30 protein-coding genes are annotated in these 23,268 nt (G+C 66.1%); 9 read left to right on the top strand and 21 right to left on the bottom strand.

All coding sequences use genetic code 11. The features are described from left to right. Positions 1-63: 63 nt before the first annotated feature. Together EV647_RS16530 and EV647_RS16525 are read left to right on the top strand one after the other, a co-directional pair. Positions 64-576 carry a hypothetical protein gene (locus EV647_RS16530; RefSeq protein ID WP_134003622.1) on the top strand — a complete coding sequence of 171 codons (513 nt, stop codon included), beginning with the start codon at positions 64-66 and terminating at the stop codon, positions 574-576. A 50-nt stretch (positions 577-626) separates the two neighbouring features. Then, on the top strand, positions 627-866 hold the full coding sequence (locus tag EV647_RS16525; protein WP_134003620.1) for a hypothetical protein: 240 nt from the start codon (positions 627-629) through the stop codon (positions 864-866). A gap of 197 nt (positions 867-1,063) precedes the next feature. Here EV647_RS16525 and EV647_RS42055 read toward each other — a convergent pair whose 3' ends face one another. After that, positions 1,064-1,351, bottom strand: coding sequence for a hypothetical protein (locus tag EV647_RS42055; protein ID WP_166680349.1), 288 nt, complete (start codon positions 1,349-1,351; stop codon positions 1,064-1,066). Between the two features lie 161 nt (positions 1,352-1,512). On the opposite strand from EV647_RS42055, the gene EV647_RS43395 reads away from it, so the two are divergent. The 5 genes from EV647_RS43395 to EV647_RS16500 all read left to right on the top strand — a co-directional run bounded on the left by EV647_RS43395 (position 1,513) and on the right by EV647_RS16500 (position 5,238). After that, positions 1,513-1,647, top strand: coding sequence for a hypothetical protein (locus EV647_RS43395; protein ID WP_255517830.1), 135 nt, complete (start codon positions 1,513-1,515; stop codon positions 1,645-1,647). 145 nt (positions 1,648-1,792) lie between these two features. Further along, positions 1,793-2,533 carry a DUF2071 domain-containing protein gene (locus EV647_RS16515; protein WP_202876184.1) on the top strand — a complete coding sequence of 247 codons (741 nt, stop codon included), beginning with the start codon at positions 1,793-1,795 and terminating at the stop codon, positions 2,531-2,533. A gap of 246 nt (positions 2,534-2,779) precedes the next feature. After that, positions 2,780-3,286, top strand: coding sequence for a hypothetical protein (locus EV647_RS16510; RefSeq protein ID WP_134003616.1), 507 nt, complete (start codon positions 2,780-2,782; stop codon positions 3,284-3,286). 126 nt (positions 3,287-3,412) lie between these two features. Then, the gene (locus EV647_RS16505) at positions 3,413-3,616 is read left to right on the top strand and encodes a hypothetical protein (protein WP_134003614.1); all 204 of its coding nucleotides are present in this window, start codon (positions 3,413-3,415) and stop codon (positions 3,614-3,616) included. A gap of 242 nt (positions 3,617-3,858) precedes the next feature. After that, complete coding sequence (locus EV647_RS16500) at positions 3,859-5,238, top strand: hypothetical protein (protein WP_134003612.1); 1,380 nt, start codon at positions 3,859-3,861, stop codon at positions 5,236-5,238. A gap of 13 nt (positions 5,239-5,251) precedes the next feature. Here EV647_RS16500 and EV647_RS42050 read toward each other — a convergent pair whose 3' ends face one another. From EV647_RS42050 to EV647_RS16480, 4 genes are all read right to left on the bottom strand, one after another. After that, entirely contained in the window at positions 5,252-7,702 is a 2,451-nt protein-coding gene (locus EV647_RS42050) for a hypothetical protein (protein WP_166680348.1), read from the bottom strand. 32 nt (positions 7,703-7,734) lie between these two features. After that, positions 7,735-8,538, bottom strand: a complete 804-nt coding sequence (locus EV647_RS16490) for a peptidoglycan-binding protein (protein ID WP_134003608.1) — start codon at positions 8,536-8,538, stop codon at positions 7,735-7,737. A 114-nt stretch (positions 8,539-8,652) separates the two neighbouring features. Then, a complete protein-coding gene (locus EV647_RS16485) occupies positions 8,653-9,000 on the bottom strand; it encodes a TraR/DksA C4-type zinc finger protein (protein ID WP_134003606.1) in 348 nt (115 codons plus the stop codon). A gap of 1,016 nt (positions 9,001-10,016) precedes the next feature. Further along, complete coding sequence (locus tag EV647_RS16480; protein ID WP_134003604.1) at positions 10,017-10,292, bottom strand: Rho termination factor N-terminal domain-containing protein; 276 nt, start codon at positions 10,290-10,292, stop codon at positions 10,017-10,019. A 75-nt stretch (positions 10,293-10,367) separates the two neighbouring features. Between EV647_RS16480 and EV647_RS16475 the strand changes: the two genes are divergently transcribed. Beyond that, positions 10,368-10,712, top strand: a complete 345-nt coding sequence (locus tag EV647_RS16475) for a DUF6401 family natural product biosynthesis protein (protein ID WP_134003602.1) — start codon at positions 10,368-10,370, stop codon at positions 10,710-10,712. Positions 10,713-10,787: 75 nt separating this feature from the next. On the opposite strand, the gene EV647_RS16470 is transcribed toward EV647_RS16475, so the two are convergent. The 16 genes from EV647_RS16470 to EV647_RS16395 all read right to left on the bottom strand — a co-directional run bounded on the left by EV647_RS16470 (position 10,788) and on the right by EV647_RS16395 (position 20,188). Then, positions 10,788-11,606, bottom strand: a complete 819-nt coding sequence (locus EV647_RS16470; protein ID WP_134003600.1) for a hypothetical protein — start codon at positions 11,604-11,606, stop codon at positions 10,788-10,790. Between the two features lie 18 nt (positions 11,607-11,624). After that, on the bottom strand, positions 11,625-11,996 hold the full coding sequence (locus EV647_RS16465) for a phage holin family protein (RefSeq protein ID WP_238175500.1): 372 nt from the start codon (positions 11,994-11,996) through the stop codon (positions 11,625-11,627). A 14-nt stretch (positions 11,997-12,010) separates the two neighbouring features. Beyond that, the gene (locus EV647_RS16460) at positions 12,011-12,382 is read right to left on the bottom strand and encodes a hypothetical protein (protein WP_166679893.1); all 372 of its coding nucleotides are present in this window, start codon (positions 12,380-12,382) and stop codon (positions 12,011-12,013) included. Positions 12,383-12,399: 17 nt separating this feature from the next. Next, positions 12,400-12,693: a gas vesicle protein K gene (locus tag EV647_RS16455; protein WP_134003594.1), complete on the bottom strand. Its 294-nt coding sequence runs from the start codon at positions 12,691-12,693 to the stop codon at positions 12,400-12,402. Continuing rightward, a complete protein-coding gene (gvpJ, locus tag EV647_RS16450) occupies positions 12,690-12,875 on the bottom strand; it encodes a gas vesicle protein GvpJ (protein ID WP_134003592.1) in 186 nt (61 codons plus the stop codon). Before gvpJ (EV647_RS16450) ends, EV647_RS16455 begins: the two co-directional genes overlap by 4 nt. Continuing rightward, positions 12,872-13,636: a GvpL/GvpF family gas vesicle protein gene (locus tag EV647_RS16445; protein WP_134003590.1), complete on the bottom strand. Its 765-nt coding sequence runs from the start codon at positions 13,634-13,636 to the stop codon at positions 12,872-12,874. Before EV647_RS16445 ends, gvpJ (EV647_RS16450) begins: the two co-directional genes overlap by 4 nt. Beyond that, complete coding sequence (locus EV647_RS16440; RefSeq protein ID WP_134003588.1) at positions 13,626-13,958, bottom strand: gas vesicle protein; 333 nt, start codon at positions 13,956-13,958, stop codon at positions 13,626-13,628. Before EV647_RS16440 ends, EV647_RS16445 begins: the two co-directional genes overlap by 11 nt. 4 nt (positions 13,959-13,962) lie before the next feature. Continuing rightward, entirely contained in the window at positions 13,963-14,337 is a 375-nt protein-coding gene (locus EV647_RS16435) for a gas vesicle protein (protein ID WP_134003586.1), read from the bottom strand. A 6-nt stretch (positions 14,338-14,343) separates the two neighbouring features. Then, positions 14,344-14,571: a gas vesicle protein GvpG gene (locus tag EV647_RS16430; RefSeq protein ID WP_202871079.1), complete on the bottom strand. Its 228-nt coding sequence runs from the start codon at positions 14,569-14,571 to the stop codon at positions 14,344-14,346. An 8-nt stretch (positions 14,572-14,579) separates the two neighbouring features. Continuing rightward, positions 14,580-15,335: a GvpL/GvpF family gas vesicle protein gene (locus EV647_RS16425; RefSeq protein WP_166680347.1), complete on the bottom strand. Its 756-nt coding sequence runs from the start codon at positions 15,333-15,335 to the stop codon at positions 14,580-14,582. 2 nt (positions 15,336-15,337) lie between these two features. Next, positions 15,338-15,817 (bottom strand): gas vesicle protein GvpJ, encoded by a 480-nt coding sequence (gene gvpJ, locus EV647_RS16420; protein ID WP_370343371.1) that lies wholly within the window; start codon positions 15,815-15,817, stop codon positions 15,338-15,340. A 66-nt stretch (positions 15,818-15,883) separates the two neighbouring features. Further along, a complete protein-coding gene (locus EV647_RS16415) occupies positions 15,884-17,287 on the bottom strand; it encodes an SRPBCC family protein (RefSeq protein ID WP_134003578.1) in 1,404 nt (467 codons plus the stop codon). A 6-nt stretch (positions 17,288-17,293) separates the two neighbouring features. Beyond that, entirely contained in the window at positions 17,294-18,292 is a 999-nt protein-coding gene (locus EV647_RS42045; protein WP_166680346.1) for a hypothetical protein, read from the bottom strand. A gap of 67 nt (positions 18,293-18,359) precedes the next feature. Beyond that, the gene (locus EV647_RS16405; protein WP_134003576.1) at positions 18,360-18,587 is read right to left on the bottom strand and encodes a hypothetical protein; all 228 of its coding nucleotides are present in this window, start codon (positions 18,585-18,587) and stop codon (positions 18,360-18,362) included. Positions 18,588-18,603: 16 nt separating this feature from the next. After that, the gene (locus EV647_RS16400; RefSeq protein ID WP_238175499.1) at positions 18,604-18,807 is read right to left on the bottom strand and encodes a DUF6458 family protein; all 204 of its coding nucleotides are present in this window, start codon (positions 18,805-18,807) and stop codon (positions 18,604-18,606) included. Between the two features lie 181 nt (positions 18,808-18,988). After that, positions 18,989-20,188 carry a serine/threonine-protein kinase gene (locus EV647_RS16395; protein ID WP_134003572.1) on the bottom strand — a complete coding sequence of 400 codons (1,200 nt, stop codon included), beginning with the start codon at positions 20,186-20,188 and terminating at the stop codon, positions 18,989-18,991. A 241-nt stretch (positions 20,189-20,429) separates the two neighbouring features. Here EV647_RS16395 and EV647_RS16390 point away from each other — a divergent pair, with 241 nt between their 5' ends. After that, positions 20,430-23,210: an AAA family ATPase gene (locus EV647_RS16390; RefSeq protein ID WP_134003570.1), complete on the top strand. Its 2,781-nt coding sequence runs from the start codon at positions 20,430-20,432 to the stop codon at positions 23,208-23,210. Positions 23,211-23,268 lie beyond the last annotated feature (58 nt).

Genomic DNA, 23,268 nt, shown 5'->3' with positions numbered 1-23,268 from the left:
ATCTGCCGATGTGCGGGCGTTCGGTGATACCGCCGGTTTCTCGACCGTCGATATCGTGACGGTGTGGAAAAGGTATCGCTTGCCAACGGCCGGCCGCTGCTGGACGGGGTGTTCGGCCCGTTGACGCACGAGGAAGACGCGCAGATCCGGTCTATCCTCGCTGCGGTAGATGACCAGCTGCTCTCCCTAGCGAAGCACTTCGGGTCCAACCATGCCGGTTTGGGGAGCACAGGGCTTGAACTGTGCTTGTTGGCATCGGGACAGCTCTCGATCAACAGCTACGTCGAGACCACGGACTCCGATGAGCACGCGGCTGATTTTCTTGTCGAGCTCGCGCCGTCTTGGTGCGCTGGCGATAGAAGTGGTGACCGGGTGTGGACCATCGAGGCGACTATCGAGGTCGACTGCCAACACGTGGTGGACCATAAGGCGATGGAGACCGTTTACGACCGGGGCGACATCAGTGCGGTTACGCCCAAGGCGGCGGCGCAGGCACTACTGCAGGCCGCGACCGATCTCGTACACCTCGGAATGTCTCATCCAGTCGAGCATTGGACCGCGCTTGCCACGGATTAGCCTGCCGGGCAGCCAGGAATTCCTGGAGCCGCCGGTCTACCCTGTGGCTCATGCCTACCGGGGATGGCTCAACACCCATCGACACCCTCGAAAGCGATCGCCACTTCCAGATCTGGCGATACGAGGTGGGACACGCCCAGCTCCTGCTTCGGAGCGTGAAGAGTGACCACCACGCTTCACGAATCGACGTGCTGTTCAAGGCCGTTAAGGCCATCGACCTGCCGACCACGTTTGATGGGCTTCGGATAGAGCGCGAAGGAGATCAGTACGCCGTGTCGGAAGTCGGCTAGTCCGGGCGGGTTGTCGCGGGTGCCTGCTTCCAGGCCGAGGACGCCGGTGAGTACTACAACCCGAGCCCGTTCGCGCACTCGATGCCCGGAGCGTGAGCGAACGCACTCTCATGCCGCTGTCGGGATGGAGGCGTCCGACCAGGCCGCGAGAACTGCGGCCAACGTCGTCCACGTGTGCTACGCAGATACCTTCTGCGTCAACCAGAGGAATCACGATGACACCTGCGCACCTTGCCGTTGAGAACGAGGACCTGCCGAGGCTGCGGGAGCTGCTCGATGGCGGTGTCGACATCGAAGAGATCGATGGCGGTCTGACTCTGCTCCAGCACGCGGTCGACGTCGAAATCGATGGACACACTCAGACGGGCGACCCGCTCCACGTCGACGTCACGGCGTACCTCCTCGCCCGCGGCGCAGATCCACTTGCGTCGCCTGCAGGCGGCGGGGTGGGCTCTGCTCTCCACATGGCTCGGCTTCGCGGTCACTGGCTTGCAATCTCGCTGATCGAGGCCTTCGCTGCGCCCAGGGCGTAGATCCAACGCCCTCATCTGCCGCATTCCGCGCTGTTATGCCGATGAGCGGACGCGCCAATCCCGGCGTACGGTGGATTCAGGAAGCCAGCCAGGCTTCCGCTCAAGGAGCAGTCATGGCCGACAAATCGCCTCGGCAACACATGTCCAAGAAGGCGGGCAAGTCTCTCAAGGAGAAACGCGCCGAGAAGCACGCGAAGGCAGAGGACAAGAGCAAGACTCAGATCGTGCCGCCGGACAAGCACCGCTGAACGTAACATCGGTTCCGCGTGGGCTGTCAGCGCAGGTCCGGTCATGCTGCTGTCCGCGCGTGTGCGAGAGTCTGCTGTCAGCCCGGTTCTCCTCAGGCGGTCGGTATTCCGAGGGGACAATGGAGACCACCGATCGGAGGAGAACGTGCTGCTTCCTGGGATCCACGGTCAGATCGAGCGCCGGCTACTGGTGAACTACCGGGTGGACCCTGAGGTGATAGCCCGCGTGCTTCCCCACCCGTTCCGGCCGCAGTTGGTCGGTGGCGCCGCGGTTGCCGGCATCTGCCTCATCCGCCTGGGCCAGATGCGCCCGACACATGCGCCGCGATGGGTCGGGCTGCGTAGCGAGAACGCCGCGCACCGCGTGGCGGTCGAGTGGGACACGGCGAACGGCCCGCAGACAGGCGTCTACATCCCTAGGCGCGACAGCGACTCGTGGGCCAACGTCGTGCTCGGTGGCCGCGTCTATCCCGGCGAGCACCACCGGGCGCGGTTCCGCGTGGACGAGACCGACGAAGCTATCCGGGTGGCCTACACCTCTCTGGACGGCGCCGCCTGGGTCGACGTCTCGGTGAACATCAGCGACGAGTTTGGCGACAGTCGCCTCTTCGGGGGCATTGAGGAGGCCTCAGCCTTCTTCGAGACCGGCTCAGTCGGATACTCGGCCACACGCCGGCCCGACCGGTTCGACGGGCTGGGATTGAAGACCTCCGCGTGGAAGGTTGAACCCACGTCGGTAACTCATGCGCGCTCGTCGTTCTTCGACGACGCCGGGATCTTCCCGGCCGGAACCGCCGAACTCGACGACGCCCTGATCATGCGAAAGATGCCAGTGCTGTGGGAGCCACTCTCGAGCCTGCGGCTCCAAGCTGAGCCCGCCGCATGATGTCCGGATCTGCCGCGGATAGTAAGGCGCGGTCGTGCCGATGAGCGGATTGTGCTCGAAGGTCGCCCAGGTGGTCGCGAGTTCATCGCCAGCCTGGTCATCGGTCGACATCTCGGCTAATCCAGACAGCTCGCCCGACTGAAGTTCGACCGACGCGATAGCTCTTGCCAATCCTCGAGGCGCGGAGGACTGTCGATGATAGGCACGCGACTCCCGCTGGCCATGTCTAGGGCAGGAGCGTGCGCCATGACGAACCGTTCGATCCTGAGATGCCTCGTCGTCGGAGTTGTTTCCGCCGCCGCCTTATTCGCGTCCGCTGGAGTCGCCTCAGCCACGATCGACTACCGAGAGCGCGGTCCGCTGACAGACACCGACCAGCATCCAAACATCTGCGGGTGGCCCGCGACCTTCAGCGACAGCGGTCAGTATCAACTGATCGTGCAGGAGACCACGGCTGGGACCTTGCATGTGAACTACCGGGACATCCTTCACGGCAGCCTGACCTTCAGTGATAGCACTGAGGTCCCCGCGTCCCTCCGTGGAGTCACATGGCAAGACAGGAACGTGGAGGTATCCGTCTTCAACGCTGACATCTCTGGTGACCGACAAGTCGTCCTGGAACGGCATACGTCCTTCGAGGGGCCGTTCAAGGGCTTGCTGACCACGGCCACCTTCGTCGTCGATCCGAGTGGCACTGTGACGGTTGATCGCGCACTCTCTGTTGGAGATGTGGACTGCTCGACGTTCCTCTGACAGAGCCCGCCGTCCGGCATGATCCTAAGGGCTTGCTAAGAACGACCCCGGTACTCGCGGCATCCTCGAACGTCCGGAACTGCCCCGATCCGCGCGCTCGACTGTCGCAGATCACCTGGCGGACGAGTGTCGCGCATCAGTCGACGGAGGACAGCACGCAACGACAACGGAACACTCACTCTCGAGTACCGCGACGGCTCACCGCAGCAGCACTACCAGGTCAAGGGCGTCGATCTCGGCGATGTCGTGGAAGCGCTGTCCCAGTGGGCCGAGAACCGCCGCCACTTCATTGCCAAACACACCTGGGAGCGCCTGACCCTCTGGGACTGATCGCCCGCAGGTTCGCTGCTCCATACCGGCCTTGGCGGTTGACCAGGGTCCGACCGGGTTCTATACCGGTATGCAGGGGTTGGGGAGGGGGACATCACGGGGAACCAATCTGTCTTGTGTTGGCGCGTCAGATGGGGATGCGGGCCGACGTCATGGCCGGCGGCAGTTGCCGCCGCACGATTCCGTCGATCGCGGAATCCTCAGTCGATCCGTGTTCTGCGCGCCCTGGAAGGACCCGCGCCATGTCTGTCTTCGCACGAAACCGCTCCCGTCAGTGGATCTGCCTGCTCACTGTGGTCACGCTCGGCGCGATCGGGTTGTCCACGCAGGCGGATGCAGCCGTAGTCGAAGGAACGCCGTACTCGGGAACTGACACCTGGATGGACGACAGCTGCGGCTATCGGACCGATGTCGCGGCGACGTTCAGTGGGAGGACGAGCGTTCGAACGGGAACCGGGCCGGCGACCTCGTTCTTCTTCTTTACCGACAACTACTCCTTCCGGGAGGTTCACACCGACCCGGCCACCGGGCGATGGTTCGTCGTCCGTGGTAACGGCCTGTTCAAGGATGTCCAGGCGAAGCCGGTCGGCGGCAACGTCTTCGAGGTCAAGGCCATGAACGTCGGGCAGTCCTTCGTCGTCGAGGATTCGACGGGCAAGGTCGCGTTCCGGTTCGCCGGCGCGGTGACCTTCCGGTATTTGTTCGACACAGGCGGCGACAACGTCCCCGGCGGCCAGGACGTCGAATTCCTCGGCGCGACCGTCTCGGGTCACGATCCGCAGGTGTCCCTGTGTTCGGCGGCCGGATCGCTGATCGGAACCGGCTCGGCGAGCCGGCTGGCCGGGCACCCGCTCGGATCGACCTCATCGCCGCTCGGGTACTACGAGTACCTCCCACCGGGTTACGGGCAAGGCACCAAGAAGCCGCTGCTGGTCTTCCTGCACGGCTACGGTGGCACCGGGGACGGCAGTCCGGCGCAATTGCCCAACGTGATCAACGATGCAGGCATCCCGTTGTACATCGCCAACAACGGCTGGGCCACTGATCGTCCGTTCGTAGTACTCGCGCCCCAGCACAACGACGTCCCGAGCCCGGCATACCCCTACCCGTGCGACGTCCCCTTTGGCGGGTCGTGTGTGATGCAGCTGCAGCACGGCTACGGCAACCCCTTGCCGGCAGGCTCGCCGTGCTGGACTCCCTCTGAGGTTCAGGCCTTTCTGGGCTACGCGCTGACGCACTACGACGTCGACCCGGCGCGGGTCTACCTGACCGGTCTCAGTTGCGGCGGCTACGGCGTCTGGGAGTCGCTGGGCCAGTCCGGTGCGACCACGGTCGCGGCCGCGGTCCCGATCGCCGGCGAGGGGCGTCCAGCGCTCGGATCGTCGGGGTGCGCCCTGGCGTCTACACCGATCTGGGCCTTCCACGGTGACGCGGACGACGTGGTCAATCCTGCCGGCAGCATCGACACAATCAACAGCCTGCGCACCTGCCCAGCTCCGCCCGCCAAGGACCTACGCCTGACGATCTACCCACAGGTCGACCACAACTCATGGGACCACGCCTACAGCGGAAGCCAGGGCCAGGACATCTACAGCTGGATGCTCGGCTTCACCACGAACTGACGAGCCAGGGCGGTCAAGGCGTTGTTGGGGTCGTGGTTTGGGGTTCCGTGGGGGTGGGGGTTGGGGTTTCGGTTGGGGTTGGCGAGGGGGATGGAGGCGGCGGGGTTTGAGTTGGGGTGGTCTGAGCTGGTGAGGCGGACTCGGAGGGGGTTGGTGTCGGCGACGGGAGGGTCGTTGTCGGAGGGTCAGTGGTGGGGGCGATCTGCGAGGGATCGCTTGGGGTAGGCGACGGGGTGGGAGCCTCGGTGGTAGGTGGCGCGGTGGTGGAGTCGGTCGGGGATTGTGGGGTTGGGGTTGCGGGTGCGGCGGGGGTGGTCAGGGCGCCGTCGGCGGCGATGACGTTGAGGATTTGCTGCTCGAAGGTGGTGAGCCGGGCGCGTAGTTCGGAGAGCGGGTATTGCTTGATCGAGCGGGCCAGGTCCGCGAGCTGCGCCCAGATCTGGTTGAGCGCTGTGGTGCCAGCGGGTGACAAGGGGCGGTCCAGCGTGACGACGAGTTGGGTTGCGAGGGCGTAGGTCAGGCACTGCACGCAGTCGTAGCTCAGCGCGCCGGCGAGGTTCTGGGGGACGACGACGTCCGCGTCGCCGATTACCAGCACTACCTGGAAGGCGATCGCCACCGCCGCGCAGTTCGAGCAGCTTGCGAAGGCATAGGCCTCGTTGGTGTTCGTCACCGGATCTTCGGAACCCTCGACCCAGACCAAGGCGAAGGCGATGTCATAGCTGACGGTGTTGTTTGTGGTGTTGACGGCGAGCGCTTGGTTACCGCCCGGCTCCGCGGGAAGTGGCCTGTCGAAGGGGAACACCCACACCGGAGCGTCGGTCGGGTAGGTCGGGGACACAGCGGTCGGAGCGGGTGTGGGTACGGCGGCACTCGGTGACGGGATCGCCGGTGCGACCGTGCGAGTGGCGCTCGGCAGCCGAGGCACCATGACGAGAGCCAACGTTGGGCGTTGACGGGTAGGGCGGTTCATGCCGGCCGGCCACAGAACTCGGGCCTGATTCATCTGCCCCTCGTGCAACTGCCGGCGTCCGGTGGGCGGTTGTCTTGTCGTGTGCTTTGCCCGCTGGACGAATTCGGTGATCGTGCCCCGCTCGTTCGGGGTGATCGGCCGGTACCGCTCATCGTCGGGCCACCAAGCCCAACCGAGAGCGGCGATGATCAGCAACGCGACGACTGCAGCGACTGAACGCTGCGCGGGCTTACCCGCCGTACGCCGCCACACCGACCTCACGATCCTGCCGACCAGGCGCCACAGCAGCAGTCCCAGACCAAGCAGCGGCAGCGCGAGCGCGATCATGGCCAGCCCGCGGGCCAGCACCTCGACCAGGTCCGCGTCGTGCCAGCCACCGACAAGCATGCGCCACTGCTCGTCGGCGCTGGCCCTGGCAGTGGCCAGCACCCGCGGCAGCGTCACCACTGTCATGGTCAGCATGACCAGCATCAGCGGCACAACCGTGAGGCACCATACGGTGATGACGGCCTGGGCCCACGGCTTGAGCGCCCGTTTGCGATCCTTCCAGTGCCAGGGCAGGAGACCTATCAGGGTCGGCTTGATGTGGTGGTACAGGTCGGGGACACCAGTCAGATCCGCCAATACGTGGTAGCCGTCGAAGCGGATCGTGGGCAGCAGTTGCCGGACCATCTGCAGGATCTGCGTCGCAACGACCAGCAGAAGTGCGTCGTACCCGGTCAGCTCGGCAATCACGACCGTTGCGACTGCAACGATGGCGTTGAAGTACAGGCCGCCGAGGTCGGTGCGGATCCGACCGCCGCGCCCGAGCCGGTAGGAGTCTGTGACATCGGTGTAGAAGGCCGGCCAGAACAGGTAGAAGCCCATCCCCATGGCGCTTGGCGTCGATCCGCCGTACCGTGCGGCCGCCGCGTGACCGAACTCGTGGAACCCCGCGGACAGCACGGTCACCGCGAAGACCAGCAACAAGAAGCCGGGCTTGTGGAACGCCTCATAGGCAGCCGACGCCAGCCCCTTGTCGAACAGCAGCCACCAGCACACGTACACGAACGCCGCGACGAAGCCCACGACGGGCAGCCGGCCGAACAGCCCCGCAAACGGCCGCGTGATCCGCTCGGTGCGGCGCCTGTCCGTGACGACGTACCTGAATCGCAGCGCAAGCAGCGGATTCGACCTCCGCACCTGCGGCTCGGACCCGTCCACACCGCGCACCAGACCGAGAGGCCGGAGCTTTTCGACCAAGGCCTCTACATTGGCCACCGAGACGGACCGGCCGTAACTCGCGCTGACCAGCTCCGCGATCTGCGTGTGGTCACGTCGCCCGTCGATCGCCTTCAGCACCAGATACAACAGCCTGGTCAGCTGGATCATCTGCCCGTCCGCGCGACGCACCAGCGCCGGCGGGGTGCGATAGCCCGATCCGGCCATCTCACCCAACAGCACAACGTCGGCCGCCCGGACGGGCACACCCGGAGCCAGCCCGGTCCGCACCGGCGAATCCTGTACGGCGGACACTGGTCCGGCTACTGCTCGATGTCGGAGGTCTGCTCGGCGTCGGCGGTCGCCGAGCCGGTGATGTCCTGATTGATGATGGCGTCCTGCTGCGCGACTGCCACCGCCTGGCTGTCGACAGAGCCCACGTTCGCCGCCACTGCAGCGTCGATCGGCGCCGCCACGTTCGCGTTCGCCGCGACTGCGCCGGCGATCGGAGCGGCCAGGTCGACATCGGCATCGACGTTCACGTTGACATCGAGGAGGCTGCCGTTCAGCAGTTGGCTGGTGTCAGGCGTCTCCAACCCGGTTCCCGGCACAACTGCGGCCTGCTCCTCGCCGGCTGTTTCGGCGGTGGTACTCGGCTCATCAGCTGATCCGGTGCTCGACTCCGTCGGCGTTTCGGTTCCAGCGGCGGTCGGGCCACCCGCAGGCTCAGAACCTCCACTGGACACGTCATCTGGCGCGCCGCTCTCCACCGGGGTCGAGGACCCGGCATCGACCACGTCGTCGGACTGATCGATCCCGCTGACCTGGACCGCGTGCGCGGTCGCGTCCGCATCGATGCCCTGCGTGATCAGCACACCTTGATCGGCCAGTGCCTGGGCCTCGGAGCCACTGGACAGGATGTTCGTGCCGACCGCGGCGTCGATCGGCGCGGCGACGTTCGCGTTCGCGGCCACAGCCAGCTCGATCGGTGCCGCGGCGTCGATGGCGAGCGCGAGGTCGACGTTGAGGTCGAGGATCGAAACGACCTCCTTGTCGGGCAACACACTGCCGACCTGAGCATTCAGTTCCTCGTCCGACAGCGGAACCAGCTCTGCATCCTCACTCATGACAAGCCTCCAGACAGAACGGTGCAGCTTCGGTACCCACCTCGGGCCCGATTCCGCACCACCGACCACGATCCGAACCGTTGTATTCCGCGGATCGACGATCAAACGATCAGTTCACCTGGAACGCCGGCGGTGTTCGCAGCGTAGGCAGAGCCTGGTGGTGGGTATTGCCTCTAGCCGGTGCATGGCCATCACTTCTCCGCAGACCTCGCAGGCGCCGAAGGTGCCTCGGGAGAGGCGGATGAGCGCCGCCTCGATTTCCGCCAGGGCCCGCCTCGCACCGGCCTTCAGCGCGGCTTGCACCTCCGCCACCGCATGTGGGCACGGCGCTGCCGTCTCGTAGGACAGTTGGGTCAGTTGCTCGAGCCGAAACTGGCGCTCCTGATGCAGCTCCCGACGGAACCACTCCACATCGATGACGGGCTCTTCCTGTGAGGACTTGACTGTCCGCTCCTGGTACATCGACAACCTCCTGCTGCAAGGTCACAATTCCAGGCCGCTTCTTGACCGTCCGGAAGTAAGCCGCTCCCCAGTGCTTCCGTGTTGTGGACCACGCCCTCAGGTACCCGCACGCAAACGCCGTAACGCGTTCCAGAGCAGGGATTCGCTCTATCGCCAACGGGTACCGACAGGAGGAGCGGGCCTGAGTGATGAAGGATGTGGCACCGATGACAAGGTTGAGGCTCCCTTGGTCCAGGCATGCGGCCTGTGTCCCCGACAGTACGGCGTACTGCGTGCATCCTGGATGCGTCCGTAGCGCCACGCACTCGCGTCCGCTGGGGGTCTCTGGTGCCGGCGACCTCGTCGAGGAACTGATCTGCTGCAAGCACGATCACAGTCCGCGGTTCCAGACCTCCTGAGTCATCCCCGACTGCCGTGGTCCGTGAAGAACCGGCGCGGATCTATGCCAGTACCGGGCGGGGAATCGAGCCAGGCCTGGAAGGCTTCGGGATCACGCCGCTCCAGTTCGTCGAGGCACTGCTGTCTGGAGTTGATGATTCGAAGTCGGGCTCGGTCCGATCCTGCATGGGTCAGCGCGCCGTCACTGTCCAGCCACCGCCGACACAGCTCGTCCATACCCATCGCCCTGAGCGGCTGTGAAAAGCCTGCCTGACTCAGCAGACGTAGGTACCAGCGCACCGCAGACGGCGCCGATGCTCCCGCCGCCAACACCGGGAGGAATGCAGCGGCACCTACAGACGTCGCAAATGCCGATGTCGCCAGGTACGCAGCGCACCCAAGCGTGATGATCCACACCCACCGTCCAGGTGGGCCTACTGTGGCCGGCTCGCTGGTTCTGGCGGCGTACGCGACCGTCGACGCCATCGCAGCCCACACGACGCCCACCAGAATCCACAACGCGAGGGGCAGCACTACAACCGCAGCCGCGACTCCGGCACCAAGGCAGATGCCGCAACTGCTCTGCCACACAACTCGGTACTTCTTCACTCGACGTGGCCGGCGAGACACAGGACGGGTCAGGCGCGTCGAACGGCGCGCAGAAGCTCTTCCTTCGTCATTTTCGAGCGTCCCTTGATGCCCAGGCGCTTGGCTTCGGCGTACAGCTCGTCCTTCGACATGCCTTCCCGGGCGTTGGAGGAAGTGCGTGACCTCATGCCGGTGACCCGCCCGGCCATCGCGTCGGTGCGGCGTTCCGGATCCGCGTCCGTGAACGCGTGCGCGACGTCCTTCAGTCCACCTTTGATGTTCTTGACCTGTCGTCCGAGCTTGTCGCCCAGTGAATCGTCAGGCATGATGACTCCTTCCGCAGCAGCGGTGTTTAGCCGGTACCCGCGGACATCGGCCACCATGCCTTAATCTATTGAGTCATGGCGTGGCTGAGGATCATTCGAGAGGCATCTGCCAAACGAGAGCTGACGACGTTACGCGGTCGTCTTCTCGAGAGGCTGAACGTCCGCCGTCCGGGCCTGCAGGCAGCGATCGATCAGCATGCCGCCGCTGTTCGCGACATCCTCGGTCTGACGGTCGGATCAGCGGGCCCGGTCGAGCTGGCGGCGTACGCACGGGGTGTGCAGGACTCGGCAGCTGAACGTGGTTGGCGATTCGAACGCATCGCGGGGAGCGACGACTGGGTGACGGTCCGGTTGCTGGCCACCGCGAGTCTGGCGGCGTCCGACCTTCGCTCCGGACTCCAGGATCTCCCCCGGCTCTGAGCACGAAGCGTCCCTGGGCGCACAGTCGAGCATGGCGCTCAGGGACGCTTCCCACAGATGCACCTGGCCCCTCGATCAGGTGGTGCCGTCGCTTCGCGGCGGCGGCGTGGACCGGCGAGTACCGCCAAGGGGGTCGCCCGTCAGCCCCATGGTCGACGACTCTCCGGGCTCCGTCTGCCACTGGCTGCGCTCAGCATCCTCCCGGCCTCGCTGGTAGGCCTCCTCGCGGGCTCGCGCGTTCGGGAAGTCCTGCTCGGCGCGATCCAGCCAGCGCTCCCAGCGGCGTTGCATCGGCCGGATCATCCCGCCGCCCATACCGACGACGATGACGCCGCCGACCGTCGCGAGGACCGCGATCAGCACCGGAGTGGTCACCGCCGTCGCGACCCCGATCTGGTTCAGCGCCGCGATGACGCCGAGGGCGATGACAAAGATCTGCACCACCTTGGCGATCAACTGGCCGTAGCTGAGTCCCGACAACGCGCTCCCGACGAGGTCGCGCAGCGCGTTCGCGATCGCGGCCGCCACGACCACGATGACGATGGCCACCACCGCTCTCGGCAGCCACGCGACGATCGCCGCCAGCAGGTCGCTGACCGGGTTCGGACCGAAGACGCCGAAGGCGAACTGCAGCGCGATCAGCAGTACGGCGTAGTAGACGAGTGCTGCGATCAGGCCGCTGGCGTCGTACTTCGACTGCGCGAGCGCCCGTCCGACACCGCCGCGCTCGACAGCGCGGTCGAAGCCCACTCGACCGAGCACTACGTTGACGACCTTGCGCAGCGCCGTGGCGATGAGCCATCCGATGAAGAGGATGACGAGGAACAGTACGAACTTCGGCAGGAACGTGATGATCGCACCTACCGCGTCGTTCCATGATTGGGTCAGGTTCATTCTTCCGGTTCCTTCCGATCAGTCCGTCTCGAGCTTGTCCGGCAGTACGACGTTCATCAGCCAACTGACGACGGTGACGATCAGCGCGCCGATCAGCGCCGTTCCGAAGCCGTCCACCGTGAACGGGATGTCGAGGCCGTCACTGATCCAGGACGTGAGCAGCAGCATCAGCGCGTTGATCACGAAGATCAGCAAGCCGAGCGTCAGCACGATGAACGGCAGCGACAGGATCGTGGCCAGCGGTTTGATGAGCGCGTTGACCAGCCCGAAGATCGCCGCGACCACGACCAGCGTGATCACCTTGCTCGTGGTGCTCGAACCGCTGAACGCGATGCCCTTCAGTAGCCACGCCGCGACAGCCAGCGCGACGGCGTTCACGACCAGTCTCATCAAGAGCTTCATCATCAGCCTCCGAACACACCGGCGAGACGCTTGCGGCCGCGATGGCCGGCCTTGCCGGCGTCGTCAACCGCATCGCCGGCCTTCTTCCGCAATTTCCGGCCGGACTTCTTGCCCCGCTTGCCCGCACGCTTGACGTCACCGCGGACGTCCCCGTGCGCACGCAGGCCGAGCCGCTTGCGCATCCCGCGTTTCACCTCCGGCGCCCCCGGAACCAGGATCTGTACGCCGTACCCGTAGAGGCGGAGCCCGAGCGCCATCAGGGGTAGTCCGAGCGGTAGCAGAACCACGGTGACGCAGAGCACCGCCGCCAGGATCATCACGACCGTCGCGAGCAGCCACACCAGCGCCGCGCCGAGTCCTCGAAGTACTTTCATCATCACCACGTCCAGACCTATTCAGGCAGGAGAGAACCGAGCGGACCGAGATCGATGTTGAGATCGGACGCGCTCAGACCGAACTGCTCACGCAGAGCGGTCATCGCATCTTCGAGTCGCATCAGGCCGAGCCCGAGCTCCTCGACCTGCGCCGTACTGAGGTCACCTTCGTCCATCCGGCGGATCGCCTGCCGTTCCATCAACTGGCGGACCAGCTCGACGATCGTCAGCACGAGCTTGAGCAGCTCGCGTTCGACGGTGTCGGCGTTGGCCTCGATCCGATCGGTCAGCGGCAGCAGAGGTTCAGTCATAGGTTCCCCATCTCCTTGCGCACCGAGCCGATGACGGCTGACAGCTGGATGCGGACCAGGTCGACCCCGGCCAGCGAGACGACGACATCACCGGTGACCACGACACCTTTGCCGAGCAACCGGTCGAGCAGGTCGACCAGGCTCGGCTCCGTCGTCACCGCCGTCTGGGTCTGAACGGTCATGGCTTGTCCAGTACTGCGAAGGAGTACGGCGGCCAAGGTCCGTTCACCTCGATGTCGAGCGACGGGTACCTGGCTCGCGTCTCGTTCACCAGCTCGAAGAAGTCGGTGCTGTGCTCGTCGTCGACGAGGAACGAAGCGTTCAGCGCCATCGGCTCCCGGCGACCGGTCAGCTTCTGGTCCTGAGGAGGAAGCCGCCTGGTCGCGGCCGCACCGGGCACCAGGTCCCAGAAGAGCTGGTCGGCCAGCATCTGCTGCTCGCCGGCCGCTTGTTGCCGATCACGGATCTCGGCCCTGCGCCGCTCCAGGTAGGCAACACCCGAACTCGCTGCCTCGACAGTTGCCGACGGCACCGACCGGGCGCGGCAGAACACCTTGACACTCCACTCGCTGCGCCGGTCGACCCGGTCCAGCACCAGGACGAGGTCGTCGTACAACTCCTCGATGCGGTCGCACGCCGCGTCGTCCGAACGATAGATCGTGACCAACCGGAACGGCGCGAGCGCGGTGGTGATCGCCGCCGCCCGCCGAACGACCTCGTCGTGTCTGCGGGCGGTCTCCTCCACCCAGGCCAGAACCTCGAGGTTGCGGCGCAAGGCGGCCTCGCCGAACTCCTCGAGGTCGACGGTGCTCACGACGGCGGTCAGCTCGCGGTGACTGATCATCCGGACCGAGGAGCCGCCGACGCCCTCCAGCCCGGACAGCACCTCCTCGTCGAGGTTCCGCCCCACGGCGTACACATAGGTGCCGGATTCACTCACCATCGCGCTCCAGCTCCTCGACACGTTCGCGCAGTTTCCGGTTCTCGTCGGCCAGCGCCTGAGCGTCGGTGGACAGCATCGGATCGTGCCGCCACCAGTCGATGCCCATCTCCATCGCTTTGTCGACAGAGACGATCAACAGGCGGATCTTGATGGTCAGGAGTTCGATGTCGAGCAGGTTCACCCTGATGTCACCGGCGATGATGATGCCCTTGTCGAGGACCCGCTCGAGGATGTCGGCGAGGCCGTCCGGACGCGATGCCGGCGACGTGGATCCGTAGCGGTCGAACGCGCCACGGCGAGAAGAGATCGTAGGTTCGCTCATCGCGCTACTCCTGGACTCGCCCGCGGACATAACGGTCCTTGCGCCGGTACCCGGTCACGCCGCCGTCGGCGTCGACCTCGACCTCGTACACGGCGAGGATGTCGGTCGTTGCCGGGATCCGGTGCGCCTCGACCACCTCGACCTGGACGAGCCAGCCCTCGTCGCGCTTCTCGACAGCCACGATTCCTTCCGGATCATGTCCGATCAGCTGCGCCAGTTCTCTGGCGGCCATGAGCGCGACGTTCCGCAACGACTGCGGCGGTGACGGGCGCTGCCCGTTCTGCGACGCACCGGGCGAGGCCGCCCGCTTGGCCGTCGTACGTCCCTTTTCCGGCTGCCTCGTCGTACGGCTCGGGGTGGACTTCCTCGGGGTTGCCATCAGTGCTCAGGTCTCCTCGCGCGGTTGGTAGAGCCGGCTGACCAGTTCGTCCTCCCAGGCCGCGGCCACGTCCGGATCGATCTCACCGTTCTCCCTGAGCGTGTCGATCTGCTCGAGCTGCAGACGGATCCGGGCCGGGTCGTAGTACTCGGCCTCGGCCTGCTGCCGGATCTGCTCGGCCAGTGCGATCGTGGCCCGCACCGGCGCGAGCGGCAGGGTCAGCAGGTTCGTCATCAGGCCCATCACTCCTCCGTATCCACGAAGTCGTACGGCGCGGTCGGCCCGATCAGCTTCAGCCGGGCTCGACCGGCGAACCTCTCCGCCAGGCCCTCGACCGCCTGCTCGAACTCCGCACGACGGCTGTCCTCGACCAGTACGGCGACATCGAGCAGGCCGTTGATCCCGGCGGTCTCCCGGACGTTCAGCGCGGTCACGTGCCGCTCGATCTCGAGCAGCATGGCGCGCCCGTCCGCGGCGCTCTTCGTCTCCAGCGCCTTCGCGACCAACTCGCCCAGCCTGACGCGTTCGCCGTACGACGAATCCTCGGGCTGTTCACGGGTGAGCTTGCGAAGCTGGGCGATCTCGGGATTCTCCGCCACGACCTCGGTCAGCACCTGCTCCTCGTCGTATCGCGCCCGGACAACGAACTGCGCGTGACCGGCGAGATCTCGAAGCATCGCCCGGAAGCGTTCGCGGCCGGGTTCCAGCAGATCGCCGGCGACGGCTTCCCGGTTCTCCAGCACGGATCCGAACCGGACCGGGATCACCGGCCCCAGTTCGGCGATCTTGTCGAGCACCTGGCCGTGCGCCAGGAGGTCCGCGCGCCCGGCGAGCGCGACGTTGCTGTCCACGAGGCTCATGACAGCGGCGACGTCGCCGCTCGGGGCCAAGCAGACGAGCTGATCACCGACACCTCTGAGGTCCGGCGGTACGACGAGGTCCGCGGCCACGATGCCGTACACGTAGCACCCCAGGCCGATGTCGCTCGGCGTTGTCACGGTCACTCCTCAGTCCTCCTGCGACGGGCTGCAGCCTTCTTGGCCGGCCGCCGGCGACGCGGAGGTGCTTCCTCCTCGTACTCCGGCTCTTCGCGCTCGCCCCTCTGCTCCATCTCCCGGTCGCGCTGGTCCCGCCCCCGGTCGCGCTGCTCCAGCTCCCGGTCGCGCTGGTGGTCCTCGTCGGAGCCGAACAGAGCCTCCTTCGCCCCCGAGAGCAGACCACGCGTCTTGCCCTGCGCGCCGCTTTCGGTCATGTCCTGGATCACCTCGGGGAGATCTTTGCTCTTCTCGGCCAGATCCAGCCGGTTCGTGGCTTCCGCGAAGTGCAGGTAGGTGTCCACGCTGGCGACGACGATGCGTGCGTCGATGGTCAGCAGTTCGATACCCACCAGCGACACCCGGATGTAGGCATCGATCACGAGCCCCTTGTCCAGGATGCTGTCGATGACGTCCGCGAGACTGCTCGGGGCCGGCCTGTCCAGATACCCTCCGGATCGGCGTTGGCCGGTGGCCGCGACGGTCATGGCTCTTCCTTCCAGTCGACTCGATCAGCTCGCCCGGCGGCGAGGCCGCTGCTCGGGCTCTTCTTCGTACTCGTCCTCGGGCTGGTCTTCCTCGTCGTACTCGTCGCCCTCGTCGTATTCGTCCTCGTCCTCGTCCTCGTATTCGTCCTCGTCTTCGTCTTCGGGCTCTTCGTACTCGTCCTCAGCCAGGTCCTCTTCGGCTTCGTCCTCGTCTTCGTCCTCGTCGACGGGCTCTTCCTCGTCCTCGTCCTCGGGCTCTTCGTACTCGTCCTCAGCCAGGTCCTCTTCGGCTTCGTCCTCGTCCTCAGCCTCGTCGACGGGCTCTTCCTCGTCCTCGGGCTCTTCGTACTCGTCCTCAGCCAGGTCCTCTTCGGCTTCGTCCTCGTCCTCAGCCTCGTCGACGGGCTCGCCCTCGTCCTCGTCCTCTTCGTCGTACTCGTCGTCCTCTTCGTCGTACTCGTCGACGGGCTCTTCCTCTTCTTCGTCCTCGTCGTACTCGTCCTCAGCGGACGGCTCTTCGTCCTCGTCGTACTCGTCTTCGTCGGCTTCCTCGTCGACGTCCTCTTCCTCGGCGTCCTCGTCCGCGTCACTCTCGACCCGCGACTCGTGGATCTCGCCGCGCCATCCGTCGACCTCGTCGGGGTGCAGAATGACGTTCGTCATCACGTGACGCTGGAAGTGCTTCAGCTCGACGCGTGCCCGACGTCCCTGGGCACGCCAGATGTTCCCGACCCGCTCGAACAAGCCCTGCGGGTAGTACTCGAGCACGACGAGCACACGCGTCAGGTTCGATGCCAACTCGTGGAAGGTGACGGTCCCGTTGACATGGCCCTTCTCACCCTTCGAATGCCAGACGATCTTCTCGTCCGGAACCTGCTCCATGATGGTCGCTTCCCAGGTCCGGTGCGACCACAGGATCTTCGCCTTGAAGTCGAGTTGCTCGTCGGTCTTCTGCTCGACCCGCTCGACCTTCTTCATGAAGCCGGAGAAGTCCTGGAACTGCGTCCACTGGTTGTACACGACATCGATCGGTAGACCGACGTCGATCGACTCGATGATCGTCGTCGCCTTGAGCGGGTTCTCCTTGCCACCGGAGCCACCGGATCCACCGGATCCACCGCTCAGCAGGCCTGACGCCTTGTCCTTGGCTCCCATGAGTCCGCCCTTCAACGCGCCGAGCAGCGGTGAACCTCCCCTGGCCGCCGCCTTTCCTCCCTCGGCCATCGCCTTACCAGTGACACCTCCGCCGGCCGCCATGTCGATCAGCCGATCGGTGAGGCTGGAGATCTTGCCGGTCGCGGCCTCGGCGGTGCGCTCCGCGGCAACCGAGAGCGCATCTTGGAGCTCGCCCTTCAACCGGTCGACCGGGAGCTCGTCGAGGATCGACCGGAAGCCGTTCTGTTCCTCGCCGCGCGATCGTTCGGCCATCGCCGATCACCCCCGCTTCCGAGCCGACGAGCCGGCCGTCGACCTGCTCGCGCTCTTCTTGGCCGCGGATTTCTTGGCGGCGGTCTTCTTCGCCGCGGTCTTCTTCGCCGGAGCCGTACTCTTCTTCGCCGTCGCCTTCTTCGCGGCCGTCTTCTTCGCCGGAGAGGTGCTCTTGCTGGCGGTCTTCTTCGCCGGAGACGTGCTCTTGCTGGCGGTCTTCTTCGCCGGAGACGCGCTCTTGCCGGCCGTCTGCTTCGCCGGGGCCGACTTCCGTGCGCTCGGTCCCGAGTCATTGTTGCTCTCGGCCCGCGCGGCCGTCCGTTTGCCGGTACGGCGTGACCCTTCGCCGGCCGAACTGCGATTCGACCGCTCGTCGGACGAGCTACGGCTCGATCCGTCGTCGTCCGAGCGTCCGCCCGATCGATCGTCGGACGAGCGCCGGCTCGACCGCTCGCTGGACGTGGAGCCGCTCGACCGCTCGTCCGCCGCGCTCCGACGTGCTCTGCCGTCCGCGGAGCGGGGGCGCCTCGCAGGGCGGTCGGATCCGCGGTCGTCACCGGCCTCGGCACCGTCCTCCTCGCGGCTCCGGCGATGCCCGCGCGCGCCCTCGGCACGTCGGCCCGGCCTCATGCGCCGCCTCGGCCGTTCCTCGTCCTCGGCCTCGTCCCCGGCCTTGTCCTCGGCCTGCCGACTGCCCGTCGACAGCATGCGATCCGTACGGTCCCGGATGGAGTCGCTGACCCGGTTCAGGCGATTGCTCGCCGCCGCCACGGCTGCCTCCCGGCCCGCGGTGACAAGCTTGCCGCGCACCTGATCGGACAGCTTCGACAACTCGGGGTTCTGCTCGACCACCTCCGCCAACTGTTGCACGATGGCACGCGGATCGGTTGCGATCCGCTTGCCGGCCAGCAGTCCGCCGACCGTGATCGCCAGCTTGAGTTTCTTGGTACGGCCGAGCAGGTAGCCGCTCGCGACGGCAGCCGCCACCTTGGCGGTGGTATTCATGGGTTCTCCCTACAGTGATACGCCCTCGGCGATATCTCGATGTGGCCTAAGGCAACGGTTGGATGGATTACTGCGTGAGTTCGGCGATCCGGCGCATGATCGGAAGGCTCGGATAGTTCTCCTCACGCATCCTGCGCACCAGAAGCCGTACGTAGATCTCCACCTCGTCCGGCTGGAGCAGGGATTCGACCAGGTCCAGCATCGCCAGCGACGGAAAGCGCTGCTCCGCCACCTTGTCGAGCAACAGGTTCAGCATCAACTCCCGCGGCCCGGGCCGCGTGTGCGCTTCAGGCATCCTCACTCCCGGCGTATCAGTCGTCGTGGATGTCGCGGCGTTCATGGACGGACGTATGCGTGGTCCGGCTCCGCTGGTTGGCGAACATCAGGGCCACGGCGAGACCGATCGCCCCGGCGGCCATCAGCACGTATCCGACGGCGGTCAGATCGACGCCGCTGATCCGGTCCGACACACCGAACGACAGAATTCCGCCTACAGCCAGCAGGAATACGGACATACCGATTCCCATGGATCCTCCTAACGGCACGCCCCGTTCCGAATTTCGGATTAGGCCTGCGGTACCCAACACAAATTGCAACAAAACTGCTACGGCACCGCCTACTTTGCGCGCCGAAACGAATGCATTACGCGTCGGTTCAAATAAACGACTATTTCAATTGCTGGTTCGACGAGCCCGGCTACGCCTTGGGCTTCTTCGGTTTCCCGGACTCTGACTTGTCGTGCTTCGACTTCGGCGCACCTTGGCCATGCCCAGGAGAGACCTTGGACTTCGGCGCCCGCTTCGTCGCTCCGACGTCTGGGGTCGACCTGTGCTGCGGCCGAGACGTGACCGTCGGAGTGCTGGTCCGTGTCGGAGTCGGTGTGACACGAGGCTTGACCTGAGGCGCAACGGACCGGCCCTGCGTCGGCCCTAGCTCGGTCGTCGCGGGCAGCTCTACACCTCGCGTATCCAACGCAATTCCCACAGCCACCACAACCACCAATACGACGGCGGCCACCGCACCCGCCAGCTCTCTCCTGTACGTCGACATACGTCGACGTACAGGAGAGAGCTCGACGGTTGTGTCGGGGTCACCCGCAAGACATGGAGGCTGCGCACCCTCGGCGACTTGAGCTGCCGTAGGACGCCTGCTCGGATCCTTCTCGAGCATCCAGAAGATCAGAGCTTCGACTTCACTCGTGAGTTGGGGCCTGAGCCCGCTCGGGGGCACCGGCTCGGCATGCACATGCTGGTACATGATCGATGACGGCGAGTCACCCATGAACGGTGGATGCCCTGCTACGAGCTGGTACAGCAAGCACCCCAATGCATAGACATCCCCGGCAGGTTCAGCGGGCTGGCCCATCGCGCACTCAGGCGAGAGGTAGAGACTCGTCCCGACGATGTGGCCGTTGGACGTCATCGTTGTCGGGGCGTCGTTCAGAAATCTGACGATGCCGAAGTCGGCAAGCTTCACCGTCCCGTCGTCGGACAGGGCAAGGTTGCTCGCCTTGACGTCGCGATGCACCATCCCCAGGGCGTGGGCAGCGGCCAGGCCGGCCGCGGCCTGCCGGACGACATCCAGCGCCCTCTCGGACGAGAACGGACCGCTGGTTCTGAGTTCGTCGGCGACGGACCCGCCCTCCACGAGTTCCATCGCGAGGAAGTACAGGTCCCCGTCACTGCCGAAGTCGTACGTCGCGACGACATGGGGGCTCACGATCTGCGCCGATGCGCGCGCTTCCCGGAGGAACCGTTCAGGGCACGCGAGCGTCTCGGTAGCCGGCCGCATCACCTTCACCGCCACCGACCGACCGAGTACTTCGTCTGTCGCCCGATACACCTCCCCCATCCCGCCCCGACCGAGGACGTCATGCAGCCTGTATCGCCCCGCCACCAGTCGATCCTCTACACGCGCCACCAAAATTCAGTACCCGCCACCAACGGACGGCATGTATCAGCCGGCGGCTGCGATTCGCCGGTCTCGCCCCAGGAACTCCCCCGGACCGGTCCTCGGTTCGCCAGGCAGGACAACACCATGGGCTGCTTGTTCGACTGGTGCAGAACGGCGAACGCGCGACTGACCGGCGGCTCAGTCGAGGTGGACGGAACCCCAGGTGGTGGCTCATGCTCGGACCATGACTGCGGCCGATGAGGTACCGCTGTTCGGCCGTGACGACGTGCTTCGCCGACTGCTTGACAGTCTGGACGACGTTGAGAATGGAGGATTCGCGGTCGGGCTCAACGGTGAGCCTGGAGTGGGTAAGAGTGCGCTGCTGGCCCGCGTCATGGAGCATGCGGCGACCGCAGGGTTCGCGGTCCTGAGTGCGAGCGGCAGCGAGTCCGAGTCGCATCTGCCGTACGCCGGCCTGCATCAACTGCTGCGACCGGTCCTTGCGCACGTCAACCTGCTGCCAGTTCAGCAACGTCAATCGCTGCTCGCCTGCTTCGGCATGGTCGAGAACACCGACGCCAACCGTTTCTTCACCTCACTTGCGGTCCTGGAACTCCTGGCCGAGTCGGCCAGTGAGGCGCCACTTCTCGTGTGCCTCGACGACCTGCAATGGATGGACCGGCCCTCCGTCGACGCGATGGCGTTCGTTGCCCGCCGCATCGCGACCGAGCGGGTGGTGCTGTTGTCCACGTCGCGGCGACCTGACCCGCAGCTCCTCGGCGACGACCAGGCGGTCACCTGGATCGAGCTGCAGGGGCTTCCGGACGAGGCTGCGCACGCACTGCTGCGGTCTCGTGCCCCCGACCTCAGCCCTGGCTTGCACGATCGCGTGATCGCACAGGCGGGCGGCAACCCGCTCGCACTTGTCGAGTTCGCCAAAGCGTTGAGCACCACGACGTACGGCTGGAGCGAGCTGGACGATGCGCTTCCGATGACCGCACGCCTGGAGCGGGCATTCGCGGCGCGGGCCGACGAACTCGAGCCGGCCGCCCGCGCGATCGTCGATGTAGCGGCCCTCGACGACGGCGACGACTTCGACCAGGTCCTCGCCGCCGCGGCCATCTTGTGCGGCGCCGTCGTGGATCGGCAGGACGCGCAGCCCGCGGCCGAACTAGGGCTGCTCACGATCGCGGGCGCGACGTACACCATCACCCATCCCCTGATCGGTTCGGCGCTGCGACAGGCGATGTCGCGCGAACGGCGTGAGCAGGGACATGGTTCTCTGGCAACCGTCCTCTCCGTCGAACCGGAACGCGCGGTCTGGCACCGGGCCGGCTCGGTGCCTGGACACGACGAGCCTGTCGCGGCCGAACTCGAACTGGCAGCTTCCGAGGCTCGCCGGCGCGGCGCGCATGCCACCGCACTGTCCTGGCTCGAACGGGCGGCGGCGCTGAGCCCGGATCCGCGCGACCAGGCTGCTCGTCTGCTCAGCGCCGCTGAGGTGGGATACGAACTCGGCAAGTTCGCCCAGGTGGAGAAGATCAAGCACCAGGTCACCCGCATGACGCTGCGACCTAGGGACCGCTCACGGCTCACGTGGTTGACGGGAGCGTTCCACGATGGTGCCACCAGCGAGCCTGCGGCTGTCAGCCATCTGGTAGACCTTGCGCGGCACGCCACCGGCGAGGCGGACATCGACCTGGCGATGCAGTTGCTGTTCGGCGCGGCCCGCAGGGTCTGGTGGCGAGACCCCGGTGAGGCGGTTCGGCGAGAGATCGTCCGTGCCGCCCGCGAGGTTCCGCTGCCTGCCGAGGACGCCAGGGTGCTGGCCGTGCTCGGCCTGGCGGAGTCACTCGAGTTGAGCGCGCCGGTCATCGAGCAGCTGAACCGGTCCGCGGCAAATGGTGGCGGACACGCCGACACGGCGGCGTTGCTGGGTATCGCGGCCTTCTGCGCGGGCGATTTCGTGCGCGCGGAGTCGTCGCTCTCGACGGCGATCCGCGACCTGCGCGCCGAAGGCCGGCTGAGCCTGCTCGCCGAGGCGCTCGCCATCCGTGCGTGGGCGGAGATCAACCTCGGCGTCTTCGACCCGGCCCGGTCGGCGGACGAGGGCATGCGTCTGTCCGACGAGACCGGTCAGCGCGTGTGGGCCGGGACCGCACGCATCGCGTTGGCCCTGATCGACGCGGTCGGTGGGAACTGGGACCCGCATCATCGGCTGCTCGCTCAGGCCGAGCAGACCGCGCTCCAGCTTCCGAATGCGAGCTCGTCGCTGCTGGCCGGGGCGCAGCTTGTCCGCGGCCTCGGTGAGCTTGGTGCGGACAGACCCGAGCAGGCGTACGGCGAGCTCCTTCGCGTGTTCGAACCCACCGACCCCGCGTGTCAGCGGGTCCAGCAGATCTGGACAATCAGCTACCTCGCCGAAGCCGCCATCCGGACGGGTCATCGAGATGCCGCCAGAGACCTGGTCGGCTCGGTCGAGGAGCGGGCGAACGGCTCCTCCGCGGTCGGTACGACGATCGCACTCGAGTACTCGCGGGCCGTGCTGGCCGATGACGCGACAGCCGAGGACCTGTTCCAGCGTGCGCTCGCCGGGCCCGCCCGCCGGTATCCGTGGCACCGGGCACGGATTCAGCATGCGTACGGGTCGTGGCTGCGTCGCCAGCGACGGGTGACCGAGTCCCGTGATCCGCTCCGGGCTGCTCGGACGGCATTCGGCGCACTCGGTGCCAAGCCGTGGGCACTCCGGGCCGACCAGGAGCTACGGGCGACCGGTGAGCGCAGCTGGCGACCGACCGACAACGCCCGTGAGCAGCTGTCGCCCCAGGAGGCCCAGATCGCCGAGCTGGTCGCTCAGGGCCTGTCCAACCGGGAGATCGGCCAACGGCTCTTCCTCTCACACCGGACAATCGGCTCCCACCTCTACCGGATCTTCCCGAAGCTCGGCGTGACCAGCCGCCAGCAACTCGCAGGCGTGCTGGCCGTCGGCTCAACTGTGCTGAAGCAGACTCAGTCATCCGACTGAAGCTGGCGAGAGCCCGGTCGTCCTAGTCTCCGAAGACGCTTTGGTGCGCTCCAGCACC

The sequence above is a fragment of the Kribbella sp. VKM Ac-2566 genome (assembly GCF_004366005.1).
GTDB lineage: Bacteria > Actinomycetota > Actinomycetes > Propionibacteriales > Kribbellaceae > Kribbella > Kribbella pratensis.
Note: the sequence above shows the minus strand (reverse complement) of the source record. Positions and strands in the feature narration are given on the sequence as shown.

Excerpts from the sequence above, each read along its gene's own strand:
- EV647_RS16525 (WP_134003620.1), top strand. The coding sequence starts at position 627 with ATGCCTACCGGGGATGGCTCAACACCCATCGACACCCTCGAAAGCGAT.
- EV647_RS43395 (WP_255517830.1), top strand. The coding sequence starts at position 1,513 with ATGGCCGACAAATCGCCTCGGCAACACATGTCCAAGAAGGCGGGCAAG.
- EV647_RS16510 (WP_134003616.1), top strand. The coding sequence starts at position 2,780 with ATGACGAACCGTTCGATCCTGAGATGCCTCGTCGTCGGAGTTGTTTCC.
- EV647_RS16500 (WP_134003612.1), top strand. The coding sequence starts at position 3,859 with ATGTCTGTCTTCGCACGAAACCGCTCCCGTCAGTGGATCTGCCTGCTC.
- EV647_RS16490 (WP_134003608.1), bottom strand. The coding sequence starts at position 8,538 with ATGAGTGAGGATGCAGAGCTGGTTCCGCTGTCGGACGAGGAACTGAAT.
- EV647_RS16485 (WP_134003606.1), bottom strand. The coding sequence starts at position 9,000 with ATGTACCAGGAGCGGACAGTCAAGTCCTCACAGGAAGAGCCCGTCATC.
- EV647_RS16480 (WP_134003604.1), bottom strand. The coding sequence starts at position 10,292 with ATGCCTGACGATTCACTGGGCGACAAGCTCGGACGACAGGTCAAGAAC.
- EV647_RS16475 (WP_134003602.1), top strand. The coding sequence starts at position 10,368 with ATGGCGTGGCTGAGGATCATTCGAGAGGCATCTGCCAAACGAGAGCTG.
- EV647_RS16470 (WP_134003600.1), bottom strand. The coding sequence starts at position 11,606 with ATGAACCTGACCCAATCATGGAACGACGCGGTAGGTGCGATCATCACG.
- EV647_RS16465 (WP_238175500.1), bottom strand. The coding sequence starts at position 11,996 with ATGAGACTGGTCGTGAACGCCGTCGCGCTGGCTGTCGCGGCGTGGCTA.
- EV647_RS16460 (WP_166679893.1), bottom strand. The coding sequence starts at position 12,382 with ATGAAAGTACTTCGAGGACTCGGCGCGGCGCTGGTGTGGCTGCTCGCG.
- EV647_RS16455 (WP_134003594.1), bottom strand. The coding sequence starts at position 12,693 with ATGACTGAACCTCTGCTGCCGCTGACCGATCGGATCGAGGCCAACGCC.
- gvpJ (WP_134003592.1), bottom strand. The coding sequence starts at position 12,875 with ATGACCGTTCAGACCCAGACGGCGGTGACGACGGAGCCGAGCCTGGTC.
- EV647_RS16445 (WP_134003590.1), bottom strand. The coding sequence starts at position 13,636 with ATGGTGAGTGAATCCGGCACCTATGTGTACGCCGTGGGGCGGAACCTC.
- EV647_RS16440 (WP_134003588.1), bottom strand. The coding sequence starts at position 13,958 with ATGAGCGAACCTACGATCTCTTCTCGCCGTGGCGCGTTCGACCGCTAC.
- EV647_RS16435 (WP_134003586.1), bottom strand. The coding sequence starts at position 14,337 with ATGGCAACCCCGAGGAAGTCCACCCCGAGCCGTACGACGAGGCAGCCG.
- EV647_RS16430 (WP_202871079.1), bottom strand. The coding sequence starts at position 14,571 with ATGACGAACCTGCTGACCCTGCCGCTCGCGCCGGTGCGGGCCACGATC.
- EV647_RS16415 (WP_134003578.1), bottom strand. The coding sequence starts at position 17,287 with ATGGCCGAACGATCGCGCGGCGAGGAACAGAACGGCTTCCGGTCGATC.
- EV647_RS42045 (WP_166680346.1), bottom strand. The coding sequence starts at position 18,292 with ATGAATACCACCGCCAAGGTGGCGGCTGCCGTCGCGAGCGGCTACCTG.
- EV647_RS16405 (WP_134003576.1), bottom strand. The coding sequence starts at position 18,587 with ATGCCTGAAGCGCACACGCGGCCCGGGCCGCGGGAGTTGATGCTGAAC.
- EV647_RS16400 (WP_238175499.1), bottom strand. The coding sequence starts at position 18,807 with ATGTCCGTATTCCTGCTGGCTGTAGGCGGAATTCTGTCGTTCGGTGTG.
- EV647_RS16390 (WP_134003570.1), top strand. The coding sequence starts at position 20,430 with ATGACTGCGGCCGATGAGGTACCGCTGTTCGGCCGTGACGACGTGCTT.